Annotated in this window: 20 protein-coding genes and 2 pseudogenes; 11 read left to right on the forward strand and 11 right to left on the reverse strand. The window is 59.8% G+C overall.

Features of this window, described 5'->3' with window-relative positions; all coding sequences use genetic code 11:
* Positions 1 to 123: 123 nt before the first annotated feature.
* The 3 genes from lon to tgt all read right to left on the reverse strand — a co-directional run bounded on the left by lon (position 124) and on the right by tgt (position 5010).
* On the reverse strand, positions 124 to 2538 hold the full coding sequence (gene lon / locus VWZ85_RS13870) for an endopeptidase La (RefSeq protein WP_416535159.1): 2415 nt from the start codon (positions 2536 to 2538) through the stop codon (positions 124 to 126).
* A gap of 235 nt (positions 2539 to 2773) precedes the next feature.
* On the reverse strand, positions 2774 to 3442 hold the full coding sequence (locus VWZ85_RS13875; protein WP_416588787.1) for a hypothetical protein: 669 nt from the start codon (positions 3440 to 3442) through the stop codon (positions 2774 to 2776).
* A 437-nt stretch (positions 3443 to 3879) separates the two neighbouring features.
* Positions 3880 to 5010 (reverse strand): tRNA guanosine(34) transglycosylase Tgt, encoded by a 1131-nt coding sequence (gene tgt, locus VWZ85_RS13880; protein WP_416588790.1) that lies wholly within the window; start codon positions 5008 to 5010, stop codon positions 3880 to 3882.
* A gap of 365 nt (positions 5011 to 5375) precedes the next feature.
* On the opposite strand from tgt, the gene VWZ85_RS13885 reads away from it, so the two are divergent.
* From VWZ85_RS13885 to VWZ85_RS13915, 7 genes are all read left to right on the forward strand, one after another.
* A complete protein-coding gene (locus tag VWZ85_RS13885; protein ID WP_340545933.1) occupies positions 5376 to 6269 on the forward strand; it encodes an SPFH domain-containing protein in 894 nt (297 codons plus the stop codon).
* Positions 6266 to 6544, forward strand: coding sequence for an NfeD family protein (locus tag VWZ85_RS13890; RefSeq protein WP_416546220.1), 279 nt, complete (start codon positions 6266 to 6268; stop codon positions 6542 to 6544). The genes VWZ85_RS13885 and VWZ85_RS13890 overlap by 4 nt, the downstream gene beginning before the upstream one ends.
* Before the next feature lie 554 nt (positions 6545 to 7098).
* A complete protein-coding gene (locus VWZ85_RS13895; protein ID WP_416539814.1) occupies positions 7099 to 7614 on the forward strand; it encodes an Lrp/AsnC family transcriptional regulator in 516 nt (171 codons plus the stop codon).
* Between the two features lie 140 nt (positions 7615 to 7754).
* The gene (locus tag VWZ85_RS13900; protein WP_416588793.1) at positions 7755 to 8894 is read left to right on the forward strand and encodes a glycine cleavage T C-terminal barrel domain-containing protein; all 1140 of its coding nucleotides are present in this window, start codon (positions 7755 to 7757) and stop codon (positions 8892 to 8894) included.
* A 27-nt stretch (positions 8895 to 8921) separates the two neighbouring features.
* The gene (locus tag VWZ85_RS13905) at positions 8922 to 9371 is read left to right on the forward strand and encodes an OsmC family protein (protein ID WP_340545937.1); all 450 of its coding nucleotides are present in this window, start codon (positions 8922 to 8924) and stop codon (positions 9369 to 9371) included.
* A gap of 22 nt (positions 9372 to 9393) precedes the next feature.
* The gene (locus VWZ85_RS13910; protein ID WP_416588795.1) at positions 9394 to 10194 is read left to right on the forward strand and encodes an enoyl-CoA hydratase; all 801 of its coding nucleotides are present in this window, start codon (positions 9394 to 9396) and stop codon (positions 10192 to 10194) included.
* A gap of 3 nt (positions 10195 to 10197) precedes the next feature.
* Complete coding sequence (locus VWZ85_RS13915; protein WP_416588797.1) at positions 10198 to 11865, forward strand: acyl-CoA synthetase; 1668 nt, start codon at positions 10198 to 10200, stop codon at positions 11863 to 11865.
* Between the two features lie 22 nt (positions 11866 to 11887).
* On the opposite strand, the gene VWZ85_RS13920 is transcribed toward VWZ85_RS13915, so the two are convergent.
* Genes VWZ85_RS13920 through VWZ85_RS13935 form a run of 4 tightly spaced genes read right to left on the reverse strand, consistent with a single transcriptional unit; the run spans position 11888 to position 13914 of the window.
* Positions 11888 to 12742: a fumarylacetoacetate hydrolase family protein gene (locus tag VWZ85_RS13920; protein ID WP_416588799.1), complete on the reverse strand. Its 855-nt coding sequence runs from the start codon at positions 12740 to 12742 to the stop codon at positions 11888 to 11890.
* Positions 12743 to 12779: 37 nt separating this feature from the next.
* Complete coding sequence (locus VWZ85_RS13925; protein WP_416588802.1) at positions 12780 to 13199, reverse strand: ThuA domain-containing protein; 420 nt, start codon at positions 13197 to 13199, stop codon at positions 12780 to 12782.
* The gene (locus tag VWZ85_RS13930; RefSeq protein WP_416542117.1) at positions 13157 to 13606 is read right to left on the reverse strand and encodes an NAD-binding protein; all 450 of its coding nucleotides are present in this window, start codon (positions 13604 to 13606) and stop codon (positions 13157 to 13159) included. The genes VWZ85_RS13925 and VWZ85_RS13930 overlap by 43 nt, the downstream gene beginning before the upstream one ends.
* Positions 13606 to 13914 (reverse strand): NAD(P)-binding domain-containing protein, encoded by a 309-nt coding sequence (locus tag VWZ85_RS13935; protein ID WP_416588804.1) that lies wholly within the window; start codon positions 13912 to 13914, stop codon positions 13606 to 13608. Before VWZ85_RS13935 ends, VWZ85_RS13930 begins: the two co-directional genes overlap by 1 nt.
* A 19-nt stretch (positions 13915 to 13933) precedes the next feature.
* Between VWZ85_RS13935 and VWZ85_RS13940 the strand changes: the two are divergent.
* Both VWZ85_RS13940 and VWZ85_RS13945 read left to right on the forward strand, forming a co-directional pair.
* Positions 13934 to 14131: pseudogene (locus VWZ85_RS13940) on the forward strand (M24 family metallopeptidase); the annotation flags it as partial.
* 25 nt (positions 14132 to 14156) lie between these two features.
* Positions 14157 to 14435, forward strand: coding sequence for a hypothetical protein (locus VWZ85_RS13945; RefSeq protein ID WP_416535168.1), 279 nt, complete (start codon positions 14157 to 14159; stop codon positions 14433 to 14435).
* 31 nt (positions 14436 to 14466) lie between these two features.
* Here the strand turns inward: VWZ85_RS13945 and VWZ85_RS13950 are convergent.
* Positions 14467 to 15020: pseudogene (locus tag VWZ85_RS13950) on the reverse strand (transposase); the annotation flags it as partial.
* A 95-nt stretch (positions 15021 to 15115) separates the two neighbouring features.
* Positions 15116 to 15535, reverse strand: coding sequence for a DUF4345 domain-containing protein (locus VWZ85_RS13955; protein WP_416588807.1), 420 nt, complete (start codon positions 15533 to 15535; stop codon positions 15116 to 15118).
* 124 nt (positions 15536 to 15659) lie between these two features.
* Between VWZ85_RS13955 and VWZ85_RS13960 the strand changes: the two genes are divergently transcribed.
* A complete protein-coding gene (locus VWZ85_RS13960; RefSeq protein ID WP_340545944.1) occupies positions 15660 to 16256 on the forward strand; it encodes a TetR/AcrR family transcriptional regulator in 597 nt (198 codons plus the stop codon).
* A gap of 207 nt (positions 16257 to 16463) precedes the next feature.
* Here VWZ85_RS13960 and VWZ85_RS13965 read toward each other — a convergent pair whose 3' ends face one another.
* On the reverse strand, positions 16464 to 17630 hold the full coding sequence (locus VWZ85_RS13965; RefSeq protein WP_416588809.1) for an MFS transporter: 1167 nt from the start codon (positions 17628 to 17630) through the stop codon (positions 16464 to 16466).
* A 113-nt stretch (positions 17631 to 17743) separates the two neighbouring features.
* Between VWZ85_RS13965 and VWZ85_RS13970 the strand changes: the two genes are divergently transcribed.
* Positions 17744 to 19054 (forward strand): PLP-dependent aminotransferase family protein, encoded by a 1311-nt coding sequence (locus VWZ85_RS13970; RefSeq protein ID WP_416595489.1) that lies wholly within the window; start codon positions 17744 to 17746, stop codon positions 19052 to 19054.
* A gap of 303 nt (positions 19055 to 19357) precedes the next feature.
* On the opposite strand, the gene VWZ85_RS13975 is transcribed toward VWZ85_RS13970, so the two are convergent.
* On the reverse strand, positions 19358 to 21277 hold a 1920-nt coding region (locus VWZ85_RS13975; protein WP_416588814.1), incomplete at its 5' end, for a VCBS domain-containing protein.

Raw genomic sequence — 21277 nt, forward strand, 5'->3', positions numbered from 1 at the left:
GAAGGTCGCAAACGCATCTCACAGGACATAAGGCAGATGGGCGCCCCGGATAAGGGACGCCCATCTATTGTTACCTATTGCGGATTGATCTCAACAGCTTAGGGGCAGCACCCGTGGCCTGGATCAATGCGCGGTGGCGCTGGCGCCATCCTCGGGAACACCCAATGCTGCCTTGGCAGCGGCGGCGGCCTCTTCTGCCGCCTCATCCCATTCGATGGGTTCGGGCGTATCGGTCAGCGCATGTTTCAGCACCTCGGAGACGTGGCTGACGGGGATGATCTCCAGCCCCTCCTTCACGTTATCCGGGATATCCGGCAGGTCTTTCTCATTCTCCTGCGGGATCAGCACCGTCTTGATACCACCGCGCAGCGCGGCCAGCAGTTTCTCCTTCAGACCGCCAATCGCGGTCGCATTGCCGCGCAGCGTCACCTCGCCGGTCATGGCGATATCCTTGCGGACCGGGATGCCTGTCAGCACCGAGACAATTGCCGTCACCATGGCCAGACCCGCGCTTGGGCCGTCCTTCGGCGTTGCGCCATCCGGCACGTGGACGTGGATGTCCAGCTTGTCGAATTTCGGCGGCTTCACCCCAAGTTGCGGCGAAATCGAGCGGACATAGCTTGAAGCCGCCTCGATCGACTCTTTCATCACATCGCCCAGCTTGCCGGTGGTCTTCATCCGACCCTTGCCCGGCAGGCGCAGCGCCTCGATGCTCAGCAGCTCACCCCCGACCGAAGTATAGGCAAGACCGGTGACAACACCGACCTGATCTTCCTTCTCGGCGAGACCATAGCGATACTTCGCAACCCCAAGGAATTCATCCAGATTCTCAGGCGTGACAGAAACGCTCTCCGCCTCTTTCTTGACGATCTTGGTCAGCGATTTCCGCGCCACTTTGGCGATCTCACGCTCCAGATTCCGCACCCCCGCCTCACGGGTATAGGTGCGGATGATCTCGGTCAGCGCCTCATCGGTGAGCTCGAATTCCTTGGCCTTCAGACCGTGGTTCTTCACCTGCTTGGAAATCAGGTGCTGCTTGGCGATCTCACGCTTTTCATCCTCGGTGTAACCGGACAACGGAATGATCTCCATCCGGTCCAGCAGCGGCCCCGGCATGTTGTAGCTGTTCGAGGTGGTCAGGAACATCACGTTCGACAGGTCATATTCCACTTCCAAATAGTGGTCCATGAAGGTCGCGTTCTGTTCCGGGTCCAGCACCTCCAGCATCGCCGACGCCGGATCACCCCGGAAATCCTGCCCCATCTTGTCGATTTCATCGAGCAGGATCAGCGGGTTGGTGGTCTTGGCCTTCTTCAGCGCCTGAATGATCTTACCGGGCATGGAGCCGATATAGGTCCGGCGGTGACCGCGGATCTCGCTCTCGTCGCGCACGCCACCCAGCGAAATGCGGATGAACTCTCGACCGGTTGCCTTGGCCACCGATTTGCCCAGCGAGGTCTTGCCGACACCCGGAGGGCCAACAAGGCAGAGGATCGGCCCCTTCAGCTTGGCCGAGCGCTGCTGCACCGCGAGATATTCGACGATACGTTCCTTGACCTTCTCAAGCCCGTAGTGATCGGCGTCCAGAATATCCTGCGCCCGGCTCAGATCTTTCTTCACGCGGGATTTGGTGCCCCAGGGCAGGGCCAGAATCCAGTCCAGATAGTTGCGCACAACCGTGGCTTCCGCCGACATCGGCGACATGTTCTTGAGCTTCTTCAGCTCGGCCTCGGCCTTTTCGCGCGCCTCTTTGGAGAGTTTGGTCTCGGCAATCTTGGCTTCCAGCTCGGCGACTTCGTTAGAACCGTCCTCGCTGTCGCCCAGCTCCTTCTGAATGGCTTTCATCTGCTCATTCAGATAATATTCGCGCTGGGTCTTCTCCATCTGGGATTTGACGCGGGTCTTGATCTTCTTCTCGACCTGCAGCACAGACAGCTCGCCCTGCATCAGGCCATAGACCTTCTCCAGACGTTCGCTCACCGACAGGGTTTCCAGAAGATCCTGTTTGTTGTCGACCTCGATCCCCAGATGACCGGCGACCAGATCGGCCAGCTTGGCCGGCTCCGTGGTCTCTCCAACGGCGCTCAGCGCCTCTTCCGGGATGTTCTTGCGGACCTTGGCATAACGCTCGAACTCATCGCCGACCGTGCGCAGCAGCGCCTCCACGGTGGTGACATCGCCGGGAATCTCGCTGAGATACTCCGCGCGCGCTTCAAAGAAGTTGTCGTTGTCCAGATATTCGGTGATTTTCACCCGCGCATGACCTTCGACCAGCACCTTCACGGTGCCGTCGGGCAGTTTCAGCAGCTGCAGCACATTGGCCAGCACGCCGACACTGTAGATGCCATCGGATTGCGGATCATCTTCCGCCGGGTCGATCTGACTGGACAGCAGGATCTGCTTGTCGTCGGTCATCACCTCTTCCAGGGCACGCACCGATTTTTCCCGCCCGACGAACAGCGGCACGATCATATGCGGGAACACAACGATATCGCGCAGCGGCAGGACGGGGTAGGATGAATTGAGTGGCTCTTGCATACTCGGTCCTTTGGTTTGGCAAGACGCCCCCGCCCCGATTATCGGCAGCTTCGGCGCGTCTCCTCATTGGCTGTTTATCTGGTGCAGCGGTGTCGGGATTTCAACCGCCGTGCCTCAATGTTTGGTGTCACATTGCCCGCAGCGCGCCCGGACCACAAGGGCGCAAATGCAGCTAGGGTGAGCAAATGGTGAAGGCCGCGCGCGGCAGCCTCCGCCGATGACCTGACCCGCAGCATCAGCGCCGCATCAGGGAGATCACCCCGCGTTCCAGCCGCCCACCCGGTCCGGTTTCGCGGTAGGTGCCGCTCATCCGGGTCTGATCAATCAGGAACAGACGGATATCCTGCCGCAAAACGTCTCCGGTGCCGGTGTCGCGTTCTGATTGCAGCCTCAGTTGCAGCATCTGCTCCACCCCGCAGGGCAGCCGCCCCACGCCCAGCTCATCGAGGAAGACCTCCGCGCCATCCGCCAGATCGCCGCGGCCAACGCTTTCGGCCCTCAGCCCCGTGCCCGGCTCAGGTGGCGCCCGGTCCAGCACGCCGATGGGGATCACCCCGGACACGGCAGAATCCGCCACCAGACGGCCATTGCGAAATCTCAGTGTCAGCACCTCACCCGCGCGCTGCGGCAGCGGTTGCATATCGACGCGGCCGCCAACCGGCAGCCCGGTCTCCCCCGGCCCCTTCTGCACAAACCACTGGCCCCGCAGCGCTTTGGAGCCGCCCTTGATCAGATCGTCAAATGCGATCCGGCAGCCATCAAGCGGTGGTGCCTTGAAAAAACTTGAGGCCTCGGCCAGCGACCCCGGCGCCTTAGCTGCCTGATCCGACTGCGCCACAGCGCCAGAGGCAGCCACAAGGCCGCCCAGCAGCACCACGCTCCCCCATGCCTGAAACCAGCTCATCGCGACCCTTCCCGTTTTGGCGGAATCTAGCAGCGAGGTCTTCATAACCGGTGAACGCGGACCGGGATCATCCCTGCCCAAGATCGCAGCAAAAAGCGCACGACATCAGGCCGTTGCCTTGTGTGCAGTCGCGCTCCGGCAATCCTTACCGCTGCGCGGCCGACGTCAGGTGCGCCAGCGACCCCGGCTGCTCCCCATAGGATCCGCCATGGTCCAAAAGCGCAAAAACAGCAACGCCCGCCGCCAGCAAAATCATCAGCGAACATTGCGCAAGTCCAGTTGAAGCCGTCTCATTCATCGGATCTCTCCACGTTGGTCATCAGTGCCTGATTGACAGATCACCGCTGATTTGTGGCGCAAACGTGTTCAGGGCAGGACCCGCCGATGAACATTCGCTCAAGTTTTCGACAATCCGGGCGCATCCCCCTTGCCGGCCCCTACAATGGCTCAATATCGCCTTCGGCACGGGTGTCGTGGAAATCCTTCTGCCAGGCGTCGAAGGTGCCCGCAGCAATCGCCTCCCGCATGCCGCCCATGATTTCCTGGAAGTAATGCAGGTTATGCCAGGTCAGCAACATCCCCGAAATCATCTCGTTGCTGCGGAACACATGGTGCAGATAGGCGCGCGAATAGTTCGAACACGCCGGGCAGCTGCACTGCTCATCCAGCGGGCGCGGGTCATCCTGGTGGCGGGCGTTCTTGATATTGACCACACCGTAGCGGGTAAACGCTTGCCCCGTGCGACCCGAGCGCGATGGCAGCACGCAGTCCATCATGTCGATACCACGGGCCACCGCACCGACGATATCATCAGGCTTGCCCACCCCCATCAGATAGCGCGGCTTGTCCTCAGGCAGGAAACCGGGCGCATAATCAAGACAGTCAAACATCGCCTCCTGCCCCTCGCCCACTGCCAGGCCGCCAACCGCATAGCCCTCGAATCCGATCTTCTTCAGCGCCTCGGCGCTTTCTTCGCGCAGATCCTGCTCCAGCCCGCCCTGCATAATGCCGAACAGCGCATGGCCAGGACGGTCGCCAAAGGCCTCGCGCGAGCGCTCCGCCCAACGCATCGACAGGCGCATCGACTCGGCGATCCGGTCGCGGTCCGCAGGCAGCGCCGGACATTCGTCGAAACACATCACGATGTCCGAACCGAGCAGGCGCTGGATTTCCATCGACCGTTCCGGCGTCAGCTCATGTTTGGATCCGTCGATATGGCTTTTGAAGGTCACACCCTTTTCCGTCAGCTTGCGCAGACCCGCCAGCGACATCACCTGAAACCCGCCCGAGTCCGTCAGGATCGGCCGCTCCCAGTTCATGAATTTGTGCAATCCGCCCAGACGGTCGATCCGCTCTGCCGTGGGGCGCAGCATCAGATGATAGGTATTGCCCAGCAGGATATCCGCCCCGGTCGCACGCACGCTCTCCGGCAGCATTGCCTTCACTGTTGCGGCCGTGCCCACGGGCATGAACGCAGGCGTGCGGATCTCGCCGCGCGGCGTATTGATGACACCGGTGCGGGCCTTGCCATCGGTGGCTTTCAGGTCAAATGAGATTTTCGGCGCCATGTTCTCTTCCTTGGGCTGTCTTGTGCGTGGTCCCGCCGCTGCGGGGAATTTCCTACGGGATCATCTGCCACCTGAACCCTGCTCCGCCGCGATCCGGGACCATACCGGCAGAGCCTGCCGGATGTGCCTTATCCCGGTGCGGTTTTCAAGCCTGCATGACCGCAGCCCGCGCCAAAGCCCCGACAGCCCTAGCCAGCCCCCACCCCGCACGCCACGGATGCGCCGCAGACGGGGCCGTTCCCCTTGCCTGCCACCACCGCACACGCCATAGAGAAGAGGAACGGGGCGCCGTCCCCCCACGCTTGAATCCCGGGTCCACGACCCCCAACTGCATACCATAGCATACAAATTTATTGCGAGGCATAATGACCGAAGAACTCCTGCTGAGCCTGCTGACGCAGAACATCATCTATATCCTGGGCGCGATCTTCCTGATCATCCTGATCCTCAAGGGGGTCCGCATCGTGCCGCAGTCCGAAAAATACGTGGTCGAACGCTTTGGCCGCCTGCATGCGGTGCTTGGCCCCGGCATCAACTTCATCGTCCCGCTGCTCGACTCCGTCGCCCATAAGGTCTCGATCCTGGAACGCCAGCTGCCCAACGCTAGCCAGGACGCCATCACCAAGGACAACGTGCTGGTGCAGATCGACACCTCGGTGTTCTACCGCATTCTGGAACCGGAAAAGACCGTCTATCGGATCCGCGACGTTGACGGCGCCATTGCCACCACCGTGGCCGGCATCGTGCGCGCCGAGATCGGCAAGATGGACCTGGATGAGGTGCAGTCGAACCGCTCGCAGCTGATCGGTCAGATCCAGCATCTGGTCGAAAGCGCCGTTGACGACTGGGGCATCGAAGTGACCCGCGCCGAGATCCTTGACGTGAACCTCGATCAGGCCACACGCGACGCCATGCTGCAGCAGCTCAACGCCGAGCGCGCCCGCCGCGCCGAGGTGACCAAGGCCGAGGGCCAGAAACGCGCGGTCGAACTGGCCGCCGACGCCGAGCTCTACGCCGCCGAGCAGATCGCCAAGGCCCGCCGCATTCAGGCCGATGCCGAGGCCTATGCCACCGGGGTGGTCGCCAAAGCCATTGCCGAAAACGGTCTGGAGGCCGCGCAATATCAGGTGGCCCTGAAACAGGTCGAGGCGCTCAATGCCCTTGGCGCAGGTGAAGGCAAACAGACCATCCTGGTGCCCGCCAATGCGATTGAGGCCTTCGGCAACGCCTTCAACATGCTGAAAGGGGCCGGAAAATGACGGCCCTGCTCTCCGTCTGGTGGGTCTGGATCGCGATTGCCATCGGCCTCGCCATCGTCGAGGTGCTGGCGCCGGGCTTCATCTTCCTCGGCTTTGCCGTCGGCGCCGTGCTGGTGGCCCTGCTGCTGGTCGCCACCCCCGCAGGCAGCATCACCCTGCCGGTGCTGCTGCTGATCTACGCCACCCTCTCCCTGATCGCCTGGCTGGTCTTGCGCCACTTCTTCAAGGGCCCAAAAGGCCAGGTGAAACACTTCGACCACGATATCAACGATTGAACAAAGCCCCGTCCGGTCTGCACTGGGCGGGGATCCCCCCTAGCCTCACCAGTCCCGCAATCCAATACAACAGCCGCAACCGTCAAGCTCAGCAGTGTATAGATAGCGACATTCGGAGCTGGCGCCCGTCTCCCCTGCTGGAACGCAACAAAGCGTCCGAAGCGGCCAGAGGCTATGTTGTCTTGCAAGACTCTCCTCTCTGCAAATCCTGTCCAGCGTCCAGTCTGCGATCGGATGTTATGCAACCGAGATCCGGCTGCGGCTCGGAACCTTTTCCTGCTCTGGCTGTCGCCGCTGCTGGCCTTCGGCAGAGACCGCTGTCTGCTCCGGGTCGGTCTGCTCTGCCGTTGCGAAACGTCTACCCGCGACATGCTGATATCACACGGAGATACGCCCCATATTGGCGGGCAACGCCGATCAGCTGGACGTGGTCGCGCTCATTTCGGTCGTAAAGCCACTGAGCTGACGGAGGGCTTTCAGGTAGGGATATCCTAATCTAGCATGTGATCGTCGGTCATATGACCGCGCATCCACACAAGGAAAGACCAGAGCGAATGAAGAGACTTGCCCTTGATGCAGCAGACATCCGCATTCTCAGCGCGCTCCAGCAGCACGGGCAGTTGAGCAAGGCCAAGCTGGCAGAGCTGAGCGGGCTTTCCGCGACCCCCTGCTGGGCGCGGCTGACCCGGTTGAAAGCGGGCGGATACATTCGCGGCTATCATGCCGATATCGCGCTGGAGCGGCTCGCAGATTTCGCGCAGGTGATTGTGACGGTTTCCCTCAGCCGTCATCGAAAGGCTGATTTTGAGCGCTTTGAAGCTTTTCTCAACAGCCGGGATGAGATCATTGATTGCATCGCCACCGGTGGTGGGGTCGATTACATCATGAAGATCATCAGCCCCAGCCTCGCCGCGTTTCAAGACCTGATGGAAGATTTCCATGCCGAAGACCTCGGCATTGACCGCTACATGACCCATTTTGCCACGCGCCAAGTGAAATCAGCTTTGCCGAACCTCTCGAAATTGGCCGCTGCAAATCCGAAATTGCCGCTCTGGCCCAATCGGTCCTGATATGGCCCCCCAAACGGCCTGAATGGTCTGAGAAGTGATAATCTTCGGACCACTTTCGCCGCCTCTCCTGGACTACATCTCGCAAAGGTTTTGACAGTCTCCGATCAAAGCGGTCGGGGACAAAACGGGAGGTAGTTCCAATGCAAGCAGATGATTTCGGTTTCGGCACACAGATCCGTAAGTCGCCCTATTTTGACGCGACAGTGCGTTGGGGCGCGCAGGGGTTCTCCGTCTACAACCACATGTATATCCCGCGCGATTTCGGCAATCCGGAGCAAAACTTCTGGAACCTCGTGAATGACGCGATACTCTGTGATGTCGCCGTGGAGCGTCAGGTGGAAATCACCGGGCCGGATGCTGCCAAATTCACCCAGATGCTGACCTGTCGTGATCTGTCCAAGATGGCCGTGGGCCAGTGCAAATACATCCTCATCACCAACGCCGATGGCGGCATTCTGAACGATCCGGTCCTGCTGCGTCTTGCCGAGAACCATTTCTGGATCTCTCTTGCTGATAGCGACATTCTTCTTTGGGCGCAGGGGGTTGCGGTCAACTCTGGCCTTGATGTCACGATTGGTGAGCCGGATGTCTCGCCGCTGCAATTGCAAGGCCCCAAATCCGGCGAGATCATGCGCGCGCTGTTTGGCGACGGGATCATGGACCTGCGCTACTACTGGCTGCGCGAAGTCGAGCTGAACGGCATCCCGCTGATTGTGTCCCGCACCGGCTGGTCCAGCGAGCTGGGCTATGAAATCTACCTGCGCGACGGTTCCAAAGGCGATCTGCTGTGGGAAACCATTATGGCAGCCGGTCTGGAATTTGGCCTCAAGCCCGGCCACACATCCTCCATCCGCCGCATCGAAGGTGGGATGTTGTCGTATCACGCAGATGCCGACATGGGCACCACCCCCTTTGAGCTTGGGTTTGACCGGTTGGTGAACCTCGACATGGAGGCTGATTTCATCGGCAAGGCCGCGTTGCGCCGTATCAGGGACGAAGGTGTCAGCCGTAAGCAGATCGGCCTGATCATCGACGGCGATCCTCTTGCGGGTCCCAACACGACATTCTGGGACATCAATTCGGGTGGCGAAGCAATCGGCAAGGTCACCTCTGCGGTTTATTCCCCGCGTTTGGAGCAGAACATCGCCTTGGCCATGGTGTCAGCGGAACACGCCAACATTGGCGCACAGGTTGAGGTCGTCACGAAATCCGGCCCCGTCCGCGCAACAATCTGCGAGCGTCCGTTCTATGATCCCAAAAAACAGATCGCTGCCGCTTAACGTCCTGCTACATGAAAGAATACCGAAATGTCAGATCTCGCGATTGAGCTGCACTGGCAGCGCGCAGCGCCCGTATTGCAAACCGGTGCCTATTCGAACGAGCACACCGTGCAATACAACAACCGCTATGACCTGCTGGTCGATTCCGCCCCTGATTGGGGCGGAAACCCGGAGAACACAAACCCCGAACAGGCCCTCGCCTCGGCGCTGTCGAGCTGCCATATGATGACCTTTCTTGCGCTGGCCGCAAAGGCGGGCTGGCCGGTGGCCAGCTACCACGATTACGCCGAGGCCCATCTGGGCAAGAACCCCAAGGGCCAGATGTCGGTAACGCGGATTGATCTGCATCCGGTGGTGCGTTTTGACACCGGCTTTACGGTGGGCGACGCCGAACTGGCGCAGATGCAGGACCGCGCGCACCGCTACTGCTTTATTGCGAACACCCTCGCCGACAGTGTCGAAATCAACATTCTTTAGCGCTCGAATAAGGGATACCCCCGTGACCACATCTGACATCCTGCTGCGCGTTCTGGACGGGACCGGAATATTGCGCCTGACCTTGAATGACGTGCGTCGGCGCAATGCCTTGTCCGAGGCGATGCTGGCGGAACTCGGTGCTGCGTTTGCAGCCGCCGGGACCGATCCAAATGTGCGGGTCATTGTCCTGGCGGCCAATGGCCCTGCGTTTTGTGCAGGCCATGACCTCAAGGAAATGACCGCTGGGCGTTTGAACGGAGATGGTGGTAAAGCCTATTTTGCCCATGTCATGGCGATGTGCGCAGGCGTGATGCAAGGCATCGTGAATTGCCCCAAACCCGTCATCGCTGAGGTCACAGGCATCGCAACGGCCGCAGGCTGCCAGCTGGTCGCAAGCTGTGATCTGGCCATTGCGGCGGACAGCGCCGGGTTCAGCACACCGGGTGTTCACATCGGGTTGTTCTGCTCCACCCCGATGGTGGCGCTGTCGCGCAATGTGGCGGACAAACACGCGATGGAAATGCTGCTGACCGGTGACATAACCTCAGCCGCGCGGGCCGCCGAAATCGGCCTTGTGAACCGCGTCGCGGCACCTGACGCGTTGCAAACGGTAACGATGGAGTTGGCGCGCAAGATTGCGTCAAAATCCAGCATGACGCTGGCAACCGGCAAACGCGCCTATTACGCGCAACGCGAAATGACGCTGCCCGATGCCTATGATTACGCCTCTGCTGTGATGGTCGATAACATGCTAGCGCAAGACGCCGAAGAAGGCATTGGTGCCTTCATCGAAAAGCGCGCGCCCCAATGGCAGGACGCCTGAGCCATGACCGCAAACCCCTATAATACCGATCTGGACCGCAATCCTGCAAACCATCAGCCGCTGACGCCGCTGACATTTCTGGAACGCGCGGCCTCGGTCTTTCCTGATCACACTGCGATCGTGCATGGCCCGTTGCGGCGCAATTATTCGGCGTTTTATGCGCGATCACGTCAGTTGGCCTCTGCTTTGGCACAGCAAGGCATCGGGCGCGGTGAAACGGTGTCGGCCTTGCTGGCCAATACGCCCGCAATGCTGGAATGCCACTACGGTGTTCCCATGTGTGGCGGTGTCCTGCATTCCGTGAACACCCGGCTAGATGCGTCGGTGATTGCGTTTCAGCTGGACCATGCCATGTGCAAAATCGTCATCGTAGACCGCGAATTCATGCCCTTGATGCAGGATGCGCTGGCGCTGGCAACAGTGCGCCCGCTTGTCATCCAATACGACGACGCTGAATTCTGCGGGCCCGTTACCGAGGCAGATGCGCAGGATTACGAGGCCTTCCTGTCGACGGGCGATCCTGAATTCGACTGGCTGATGCCGCTGGATGAATGGGACGCGATTTCGATCAACTACACATCGGGGACGACAGGCGATCCAAAGGGTGTGGTTTCGCACCACCGGGGGGCCTATCTGCTGGCGCAGGGCAATGCGCTGACGACGTCGATGGCGAAACATGCGGTCTATCTGTGGACGCTGCCAATGTTCCACTGCAATGGCTGGTGTTTCCCATGGACGCTGTCGGCGATCATCGGCACCCATGTCTGCCTGCGTCAGGTGCGGGCAGAACCGATCTGGGCCGCTTTGGCAGATGAGCACGTCACCCACCTGTGCGGCGCGCCAATTGTCATGTCGCTGATGATCTCGGCGCCGGAAGCCGACAAGCGCCAACTTGATCATACCGTGCAATTCTTTACCGCCGCCGCCCCGCCGCCGGAGAAGCTGCTGGCGGATATGAAAACCTCAGGCTTTGATGTCACGCATCTCTATGGGCTGACTGAAACCTACGGCCCTGCCGTGGTGAATGACTGGCATCAGGACTGGTCCGATCTGCCGCCCGCCGAGCAGGCAAAGCTGAAATCGCGCCAAGGCGTGCGCTATCTGCCGCTGGAAGGATTGGATGTGCTGCACCCCGACACCATGCTGCCAGTGCCGCGCGACGGGAAAACCATGGGCGAGGTGATGTTTCGCGGCAACGTCGTCATGAAGGGTTATTTCCGCAATCCCACAGCCACCCAAGAGGCCTTTGCAGGCGGCTGGTTCCATTCCGGCGATCTCGGCGTGCGGCACGCGGACGGCTATATTCAGCTGAAGGATCGCTCCAAGGACATCATCATTTCGGGCGGCGAGAATATTTCGTCCATTGAGGTGGAAGAAGCGCTTTATCGTCACCCCGCCGTCGCGATTGCTGCCGTGGTGGCCATGCCGCACGAAAAATGGGGCGAAACGCCCTGTGCTTTTGTGGAACTGGCTACAGGTGAACATGTGGATGCCGCCACATTGCGCGCGTGGTGCAAGGACCAGCTTGCGCCCTACAAGGTGCCCGGACAGTTCGTGTTCATGCCGATCCCGCGCACGTCAACCGGCAAGATCCAGAAATTCATCTTGCGCGATCAGGCCCAGAAGATCGCGGAAAACGCACATGCAGGTCAAATGACACCGGCTCAGTAAGCCGGTGTCAATTGCGATCCTGTCAGGCTGGCAAAACCTTTGATCGTTGCTCGCCCAATCCGTCGATACCCAAGGTCACAACCTCCCCGCCGTGCAGATACCGCTGCGGGGATTGACCCATCCCCACGCCCGGAGGCGTGCCGGTTGAAATGACATCCCCCGACTGCAGGCTCATGAACTGGCTGCAATAGGACACGAGGTGCGGGATCTTGAAGATCAATGTCGCGGTTGATCCTGTCTGCATGCGTTTGCCATCCACATCCAGCCACATCCCCATGTTGTCCATGTCTGCGATCTCATCAACTGTGACGAGCCAAGGCCCTGTTGGCCCAAAGGTATCGCAGCCTTTGCCCTTGTCCCACGTGCCTGCCCGATTGAGCTGAAAATCGCGCTCTGACACATCGTTGATCACACAAAACCCTGCGACATGGTCCATCGCGTTGCCCTCGTCGATATAAGATCCCGGTTCGCCGATCACGACGCCCAATTCGACCTCCCAATCGGTTTTGACCGAACCGCGCGGGACCTGAATGTCATCATTCGGGCCGACCACCGCAGAGGTCCATTTGTTGAAGATGATGGGTTCTTCGGGGATAGGCATCCCCGCCTCTTCGGCGTGATCGGCGTAGTTCAGGCCGATGCAGACAAATTTGCCGATATTCCCGACACAGGCCCCAAGGCGCAGATCGCCCTGTGGTGTGCCGTCAACGAGCGGCAGCGTTTCCGGGTCCAGCCCGTGCAGCGCCTTCAGGCCAGCGGGGCGCAATGTCTCACCAGAGATATCCGGGACCAGGCCCGACAGATCGCGCACGCGGCCTGACGCATCCAGAAGCCCGGGTTTTTCTGCGCCGGGCGCGCCGTAGCGGAGAAGCTTCATATCGTGTCCTCATAATTATGACTTGAATATCGTGTCATCACGCCGCGCCGCGCGGCGCCCACAGTGCCCCACGGCGAATAATCTCGGTGACTTGCGGCACCTTCAGGTCGTCCAACTCGTGGCCGATTGAGCAATAGAAAACGCGGCCCTTGTTCCAGCGGCGTTTCCAGACAACCGGGATCACGGTGCCTTCGATCCACCACAGATGATCGCCCGAAAACGTCGTGGTCGCCAGGACCTCGTTCGATGGATCGACGAGCATATGGTATTGCTCGGTCGTCAGGCGGAAACTCTTAATGTCTTGCACAATCGGATCGTCGGGTTTGCAGATGGTCACATCGTAATCAATATGGTCTTCGCGCGGCTGCAGGTTGTCGGGCCATCCGGGGGGATGAGCCACAAACTGACCGCCGATCAGGAAATGATAGGTCGGGCGATCGCGGAACGCATCCCCCATATGCCCGTGCCAACCAGCCGCCAACAAACAGCGCCGCTTTCATGGTGTATCCTTTCGCATGTAGGTCGATATCGACGCCATATCGCGGGCGCCATAACTTGCCTTTCCCCCTCGATCAATTTGGCCAGTGTGGTTCGGCCTTGCGGCATCGCAGTGCCAAGCCGATCTGCAAGCTGTGGCGTCACTTCCATGTCTTTGCGGGCCAGTGCCACGGTAAAGGTGACATCGTGATCTGCCTCATTCAGATAGAGCGGCCGGCGGCATTTGAGCATTGGCGCACAGGCCGCAGAGGCCGCGATCACATCGAATGCCTGCTCAGACGTGATGCCGGAGGCTTCGGCCATGGTCATCGTTTCGGCAAGCGTCTGAATAATCCCGTGGATCAGCGAATTCACCGCCAGTTTCATCACAGCCCCGCCCCGGACCGATCGAGATAGATGGTTTGTCGGCTCACCGCATCGAATACGGCCGCAAGATCAGCATCTTGTGTCGCCCCGGAAACCGGCGCATCAATCACCCGGATATTCTCTGGCGCCGTTGCGACCAGATCGGCGATGTGGTCAGGCCTCATCGTGCCCATTTCCACCAAGGTCGCGCTGCCTGTCGAGGCAAACAATCCGCCGCGTCCGAGATGCACTGCATAAGAGGCCGCGCCATCGGCCAACATCGTCACAACGATGTCAGCCCGCGCCGCCAGATCCGCAGGGGTCTGCACTGCCAGACGCCTTCGGATTTTGATCCGACCCGGCGATCAGGCCTTCTTTGATATCCTGCAATCCTATCAGGGATATCGCACCTGCTACTACCGCAGGTTCAACGTCGGCCGCGCGACCCCATGGCATAATGACGCCTATGTGAAGGCGCGCGAATGGATTGATGCCTCCATCGCGACGATCAAACCCGGCGTCTCCACCGACAAGGTGGTCGAGGTTTGACCAACAGCCCAGGAACTCGGCTTTGCGAATGAAGATCAGGGCGTTGGGCACCAGGGCTGCCGCTGTATGCGCCGACTTTTCCCATATGGATCAAGCCGGGGCCGAGGACGTGATAGGCTTTGCCGCCGGCGCGGTGCTGGTGGCCCTGCTGCTGGTCGCCACCCCCGCAGGCAGCATCACCCTGCCGGTGCTGCTGCTGATCTACGCCACCCTCTCGCTGATCGCCTGGCTGGTCTTGCGCCACTTCTTCAAGGGCCCAAAAGGCCAGGTGAAACACTTCGACCACGATATCAACGATTGAACAAAGCCCCGTCCGGTCTGCACTGGGCGGGGTCCCCGAGCAGCCAATCGACATTCGGGAGACCACTGAGCAGCGCCCGCGCGCCGATGTAGTCGCACCTGACCGTCGGTAACGAACAGATCGAGCGGGTCCCCTGGCTGTCGCAGATGGCATGCAGCTTGGTGTTCATTCTACACTTGTCTCGCCCCCTCTCTGGACATTGCTGCGCAATGCCCTGCCGGGCAAGGGATCAGGCGGCCGCACCTCCCCTCGTCGGGGAATTGATCCACTGGATCAGTTCCTGATCCTCCATAGTTCGCGGCCATGCTGATCGCTGTGCGGTGGGCTTTTAGATACGTCGCGTCGATCATCACGGCCTGTTCTTAGCCGTGCCCGGCGGCCGGCCCCGCCATCATCCGCGCGAAGATGCCTTCTCGCTCCAGCGCGTCCAGCGGCTGTAGAGAGTCCTATGCGGGCCGTACTCCCGAGGAGCACCTCGCCAGCGCAACCCATTGCAGTTGATAAAGATATTCCGCTCAACACACGTCGGCCATCAACGCGGGTCTCGTCGATGAACTTGGGAAAGAAGGGCACAAAGCGCGCCATATGCGCATCCGTCAGCCAAAAAAATCAGACAATTCACCGCTCCGTTTTCGGAACCGTAAATCACGCGTTGCAGCAGAAACCTTCTGATCCTGTCCCTAGGCCTCTCGTTTGGCAGACACCATCAGCCACCATGCGAGTAGCGGAAAACCAACAAGCTCGAAGGCGAACGAAGGGGCAATAGCAGCGCTGAATATCCCGCCGGTGTCCATGGCGCTTAGTCGGAACAGACCCGCGACTGCGATCATCGCCGACAGAATGATCAAGGTTGGGCGAAGCTGGCGCATTGCAAAACCTCCGATCATGAACACAGCACCGACGCCAAACCAGACACCACCAATAAATCGTATGTGACTATCTTGAGCATGGAATGCTGCCGTATCGGTGATCGAAACGAAATCACGTGTCGATTGCCATCCCAGTGTCTTTATCCCGCCAAGGCCGACGTTCAAACCTAGGAGGACAATGACGGCACCAATGATCACGACGACCGCGTTCAGTAGTTTGATCTTCTTCATTTCATGTCTCCTAGAGGTTGGCGCTGAGGCTGAATAATAATTGGTACGCGTTCCATATTAATGAAAACTTGACATTGCAAGATTTATTTGGGACGCGTTCCAGATTAAATTGGAGTGTCCAACCATGGCTAGACGCGCTGGCAGACCTCGCCGAAGCGAGACCGATATCCTTGGATTCCAGGCAAAAATTGGGAAGCACGCGCTTGAGATTTACCAAGCAGAAGGCTTCGAAGCGATTTCAATCCGGCGTCTGGCGAAGGAGGTTGGATGCGCGCCGATGACGATCTATGCGCATTTCGAGGGCAAGACAGATATCCTGCGATACCTTTGGGCGGACGTCCTATCGGACATGTCAGATGAAATCCGGAAGACGCTAACGGTTATCGCTGCTCCAAGTGAACGGTTGCAGTCGGCGGCACAAACCTTTGTCGCCTATTGGACCAATCATCCCGATCATTTTCGACTTGTCTTTATGTCCAACGACGTGAACCGCGCGGATGTCAGTACCTTCGTGAGCGATGAGAAGACTCTGGCACATTTCGCAGTCTTTTCAGATTTGATCCGAGAGGTTCTTCCGGACGCAGCCGATGTTCGAGTGAGGACCGACACGCTCATATCGGGAATGATCGGCATTGCTCTTTGCATGAACACTATCCCTGATTACCCTTGGGTCGATGCACCACTGATGACCGAACGTTTATTAAAAAGCGTCGTTGCATAAGCCGATAGGCAGTTTCGGAATGAGACAGACTTCCATGCGATCAGCAGCATTGGACACAGTGGGCCGACAGCATACTTGAGGCGATGCGGCGCCGAGAGACCAGCCCAAGCTTGTCCCAGGCCAACCGTGATAGGCTCAGGCCCGCCGAAATCACCCAATGCCGCACCTTAGACGGACCGTGGCTTTCAAAAACTAGCGGTTGCGCTGCTACCCAGCTTTGACAGCGGCGCAGGACGGGACGGGTCGCCGTTGCCATAGCATCACGATGATCGCTGTCACCACGATCTGGACAGATGCGAAAACGATCATGGCCGACAGCAGGCCGAGCCTGTCCGCCAGTGCGCCGCTGGCAATCACGGGCAGCGAGAAGCCGAAATAGGCATAGACGAAGAGACCCGCCGTCGCCCGCGCCCGATCATCCGGCGCATGTAACGAGACCTCTGCCAGAGCGGCGAGATAGGTAAAGCCATAGCTGGCCGCACTGGTGATGCAGGTGCCGATCAGAACAAATGCCAGAACCTTCAGCCAGACACCGGCCAGAAGAACGAGAAAGCCGAGCGGGATCAGGACAAACCCGAGGGCGAGCGCCCGTTCGTTGGTCATGCGGCGGGCAATCGGCTGGCACAGAAAGCCCACGAAGATCGCAAGAAAGATGACAAGGCCCGTCCAGCCGCCAAGGTCGTTCGCGGCGAGTTCCAGCGGAACAACCGCAATGGTCATACCTGTCGTTGACCAGGCCAGCGCCATCGCGGCCCCGAAGACCCAAGCGCCAGCCGGGAACACCGGAAGGCGCAGAACCGATACCGGCTTGGGCGTGTCGACCCGCGGCAATGCAAGGACAAGGACCGCAAGCACCGGTGCTGCCACAAACAGCGCGATATAGCTCGCAGGCAGCAAACTTGGCCCCTGCACACCAAGGCTGATACCGGTCGCCAGAGCGCCACCACCAAAGCCGAGAGATGTTGCCGAGGTGACAATCAGAGCGGCGCTCCTTGCGCGCTCCGCGCCGCGAATTTCCGTCATATAGGCGGTTCCGGCAGTCGTCGCGAGACCTGTCCCGATCCCGAGCAGGAAGCGCGCGATGACCAGAGTTGTCCAGCTTGGGACCTGCACCAGCAGCGCGGTTGCGACGACTCCGAAGATCAGCGCCAATGCAATCGGAACCCGGCGACCGATCCGATCCGATAGCCCGCCCACCAGCAGCAGCGTCGGCATGAGACCTCCGACATAGGCCGCGAACGCGACCGTCACTGCCGTCGCCCCAACATCGCTTTCGGCGGCATAGACATCATAGAGCGGAGCCTGAAGGTTCACAGCGAATGTCACCGTGAACAAACCAAAGGCAAGAAGCGAAATCGGGATGAGTTTGGACATGGGGTGGACCTTGAAGGTTGACTTCAGATCGGAATGCCATGAGCCTTTAAATATGACAATTTTTCTATTGTACTAATTACAGTGAAGATATGAGGAAATCCAGATACATACGCTTGGCCGACATGCTCTCGGCAGTGATCCGGCAGGGCAAGCTTGCCCCGGGCACCAAACTCCCGACACATCGGGCGTTTGCGGAGCAGTTCAACGTCGCCCTCGCCACGGCGACGCGCGCCTACGGGGAGCTTGAACGTCGCGGGCTGATTGTCGGCGAGGCTGGTCGCGGCACCTATGTGCGCGACCTTGACCTGCCGACGACGCTTGGTGTTCGACAGACCGTCAGCGATGGTCTCGTCGACCTCGTCTTCAACATGCCGGGTGACGCAGCCGATGCAGATATGCTGCGTGCTGGCCTTCGGCGGCTTGCGACCACGGGTGATCTTGAGGCGATGCTGCGCTACCAGCCCCATGGCGGACGCACCCACGAACGCCGGATCATCGCCGAAAATCTCACATCAACGCTTGGGCCCATTGATCCCGAATGCCTGTTGGTCACCTCCGGTGGCCAGCATGGATTGGCCATCATCGCCCTTGCGCTATTTCAACGCGGTGACGCCATCGCCACCGACACGCTGACCTACCCCGGCTTCAAATCCATCGCGACATTGCAGGGGATTGACCTTATCCCGGTGGACGGGCGGGACGGCGTGATGAGCCCGGATGATCTGGACAGACAGTGCCGCGACCGAAAGATCCGGGCAATCTATCTGATGCCCACCGTCCATAATCCCCTGGGCGCAGTCATGGACGAACCAACGCGCCACCGTCTGATCGGCGTCGCGCGCAAACATGATCTTCTGGTGATCGAGGACGCTGCATACGCCTTTCTGGAGCCGGACCCGCCGCCGAGCCTCATCTCGCTTGCGCCGGAGCGTACCGTTCATGTGGGCGGCTTCTCCAAGAGCCTCGCTACGGGGCTACGCCTGGGATACGTGATCGCCCCTGCAAACCACTGCGACAGACTGCTTGAAGCGATCCGGGCGACGACATGGAACACTCCGGCGCTGATTTCCGGTCTGGTCACGGGCTGGGTGGAAGATGGCACGCTGGTGGCTTCGGAGGAAAACCGCAGACGGGATGGCGCTGAGCGCCAGCAGCTCTGCCGGACCGCGTTGGGTGGCGCGCGCATCCTGTCGCACCCGAATGCAGGTTTTGCCTGGCTGCCGCTGGAGAAAGGTGTCCGCGCCGAGCCTATCGTCACACGTCTGAAAGAACACGGCATCTCGGCATCGGGAGCAGACCCCTTTGCGACAACCGTTGCTGTGCCACAGGCATTGCGGCTCGCTTTCGGTGGCATTTCAAAGAGTGAGTTGAGGGAGGTTTTCCAGACCGTCCGAAAAGCCGTCGAGGAAACTTCGATAGCCTAGGGAAGCTCCGGCACCGGCTGTCGAGCGAATACCGCGAACTGACGTTTGCCGCCGGTTCATCTTTGGTGCCGCTTGCTGACGGCACATCCGGCAAAGGGGGGAATGAGCATTGGCAGCCGTGTCATGCCAAACATCCAACACTCCGCACCCATCCGAAAGGCAGGGCTTCAGACACGGGCGGCCTCATCGGCCAGAAACGCCCCCTGACACCAGACACGTATGGCGCATGGACAGTTGCAACCGCAAACCGTGCGAAAGCAGGCACCTTGATGTGGTGCCTGCTTCGATTGCTATAATGGTCCCCTAGGCAAACAGGATGTCATCTGATCCCAAAATGGTGATCGTCACAGTTTCCGTATCCAGACCGCCATCGCCGTCATCGACCGTGTAGGCAAAGCTGTCTGTGGCCGTCTCCCCGCTGTTCAGGTGTTCGAACATGCCGTCTGCGGAATAGGTGAACGTGCCGTCGCCGTTGTTGATGACATCGCCAAGCGTGTCGCTGTCGTCAATCGTAAACACAAAGGTATCGCTGTCAGGATCGGTGACATTTGCTGCAACCGTGACCGAGGGGCTGGGGCCATTCAGGGTCGAGCTGAAAGAAGCGCCGTCGACACGCAAATCATCTGTCCGCAAAAACTCGTAGTTCAGCGGGCCGACCGAAATCTGGGCATCCACCGTGACACCGCCTCCAAGATCCAGGCCTGCGATGTCCAGCTCGATGCTGTCGATGTTCTGATTGGTGTCGGCAAACAAAATCCACTGAGGGTTCGACAGGTCGACATCGCCGTTGCCCCCGTTGATGACCCAATCGGTCGAGGCGATTGTCTGTCCCGTCCCATCCACGAACACCTCGCCCGCGAATGCCCAGCCGGTGCTATTGGGGTTGGGCTGGACGATCACGCCGTTGCCCTCGCTGAGATACTGCGCGGCGATCTGATCAAAGGTGAAATTCGCGCCCCCGTCGCGCTGGATAGACGCCGCCGTGCCCGTGTCGAAATCGTAGACATAGAAACGCCCGATATTGGGGATCGTTTGGGCCCCGACGCTGTCGGAACTGGCGACCTGCGGATCTTCGCCAACCGTGCCGGTCACCGCTTGTGCCACCGGGGCGTCGTTTGTGCCGTTCACTGTGAACGACAGGGTTTGCGTGTCAGAGCCGCCGTTGCCGTCCTGCACGGTCACGTCATACTCAATCATCAGCGTCTCGCCCGCGGCCAGATAGGCCGCATCCACCGCGCCTATGTCAAAAGCCCAGTCCACAGAGCCGGACGCTTGCGCTGCGGTGCTGTTCACGCTGAGTTCGATCAGGGCCAGCGCCTGCGCCGAGGTCAGCCCGCCTGCATCGCCCACAAAGCGCACCGCATCAATCTCTGCCGTGTGCTCATCCGTGACATCGACATCGTTGAATTCAATCGTGCCCTGACGGGTGATCTCCATATCGTAGTCAAGGCCGACAAAGTAATTGGTCTCGTTGTCACCATCACTCGCCAGGAACAGCTTGAGACCCAAAGACGGATCAATCGCGTTGGTTTGATCGGGGGTTGAGGACGCCGGGTCAAAGCCATCAAACGTGCCAATCAGCGCTCCCGAACTGCTGTACACAGAGATGACATCGCTGAGGCCGTCGAGGACGATTTCGAGGCTAAAGGTATTCTGCTGCCCCCCGCTCAGATTGAGTAGGTTCAGCTCAATCGCACCATCCTGTAGCGAGTCTCCCGGCTGCGAGTCCGTCTTGAGCTCGCCGTTATACAGGCGTCCCGCCCTGCTGTTGACAGAGAAATACGACACCTGGCCGACACCATCGGTGAGACCAAAAAAGACGTCCTGATCGCCGCCTGTCCGTGCGACTTCACCCTGAACAGTCACGACGACCTTGTCGTTCGCCTCCAGCGCGCCTTGCTCGACAATATCAAAAACGGTGTGTGGCGCACGCCTGTCTTCGGTGTTGATATTCACCCGCATCGCATCCTGACCGCCGACCGTCTGGATCGAAGCCGTGCCGCTTGTGGGATCAAAGGCCTCGATGAAATCTTGCGCGTCAAAGCTACCGGATGTGGCAAAGCCCGCGCCGATCTCTTCCACCAGATCAGAGTTCGCGACATTGATGACCGGCGCGTCGTTCTGGCCGGTGATGGTGACAGTGACCGTCTCAGTGGAAGTGCCGCCATTGCCGTCATCCACAGTGTAGGCGAAGCTGTCGGTTGCTGTCTCTCCAACCGCGAG

Source organism: Phaeobacter sp. JH20_29 (assembly GCF_048056175.1).
Classification (GTDB): domain Bacteria; phylum Pseudomonadota; class Alphaproteobacteria; order Rhodobacterales; family Rhodobacteraceae; genus Phaeobacter; species Phaeobacter bryozoorum.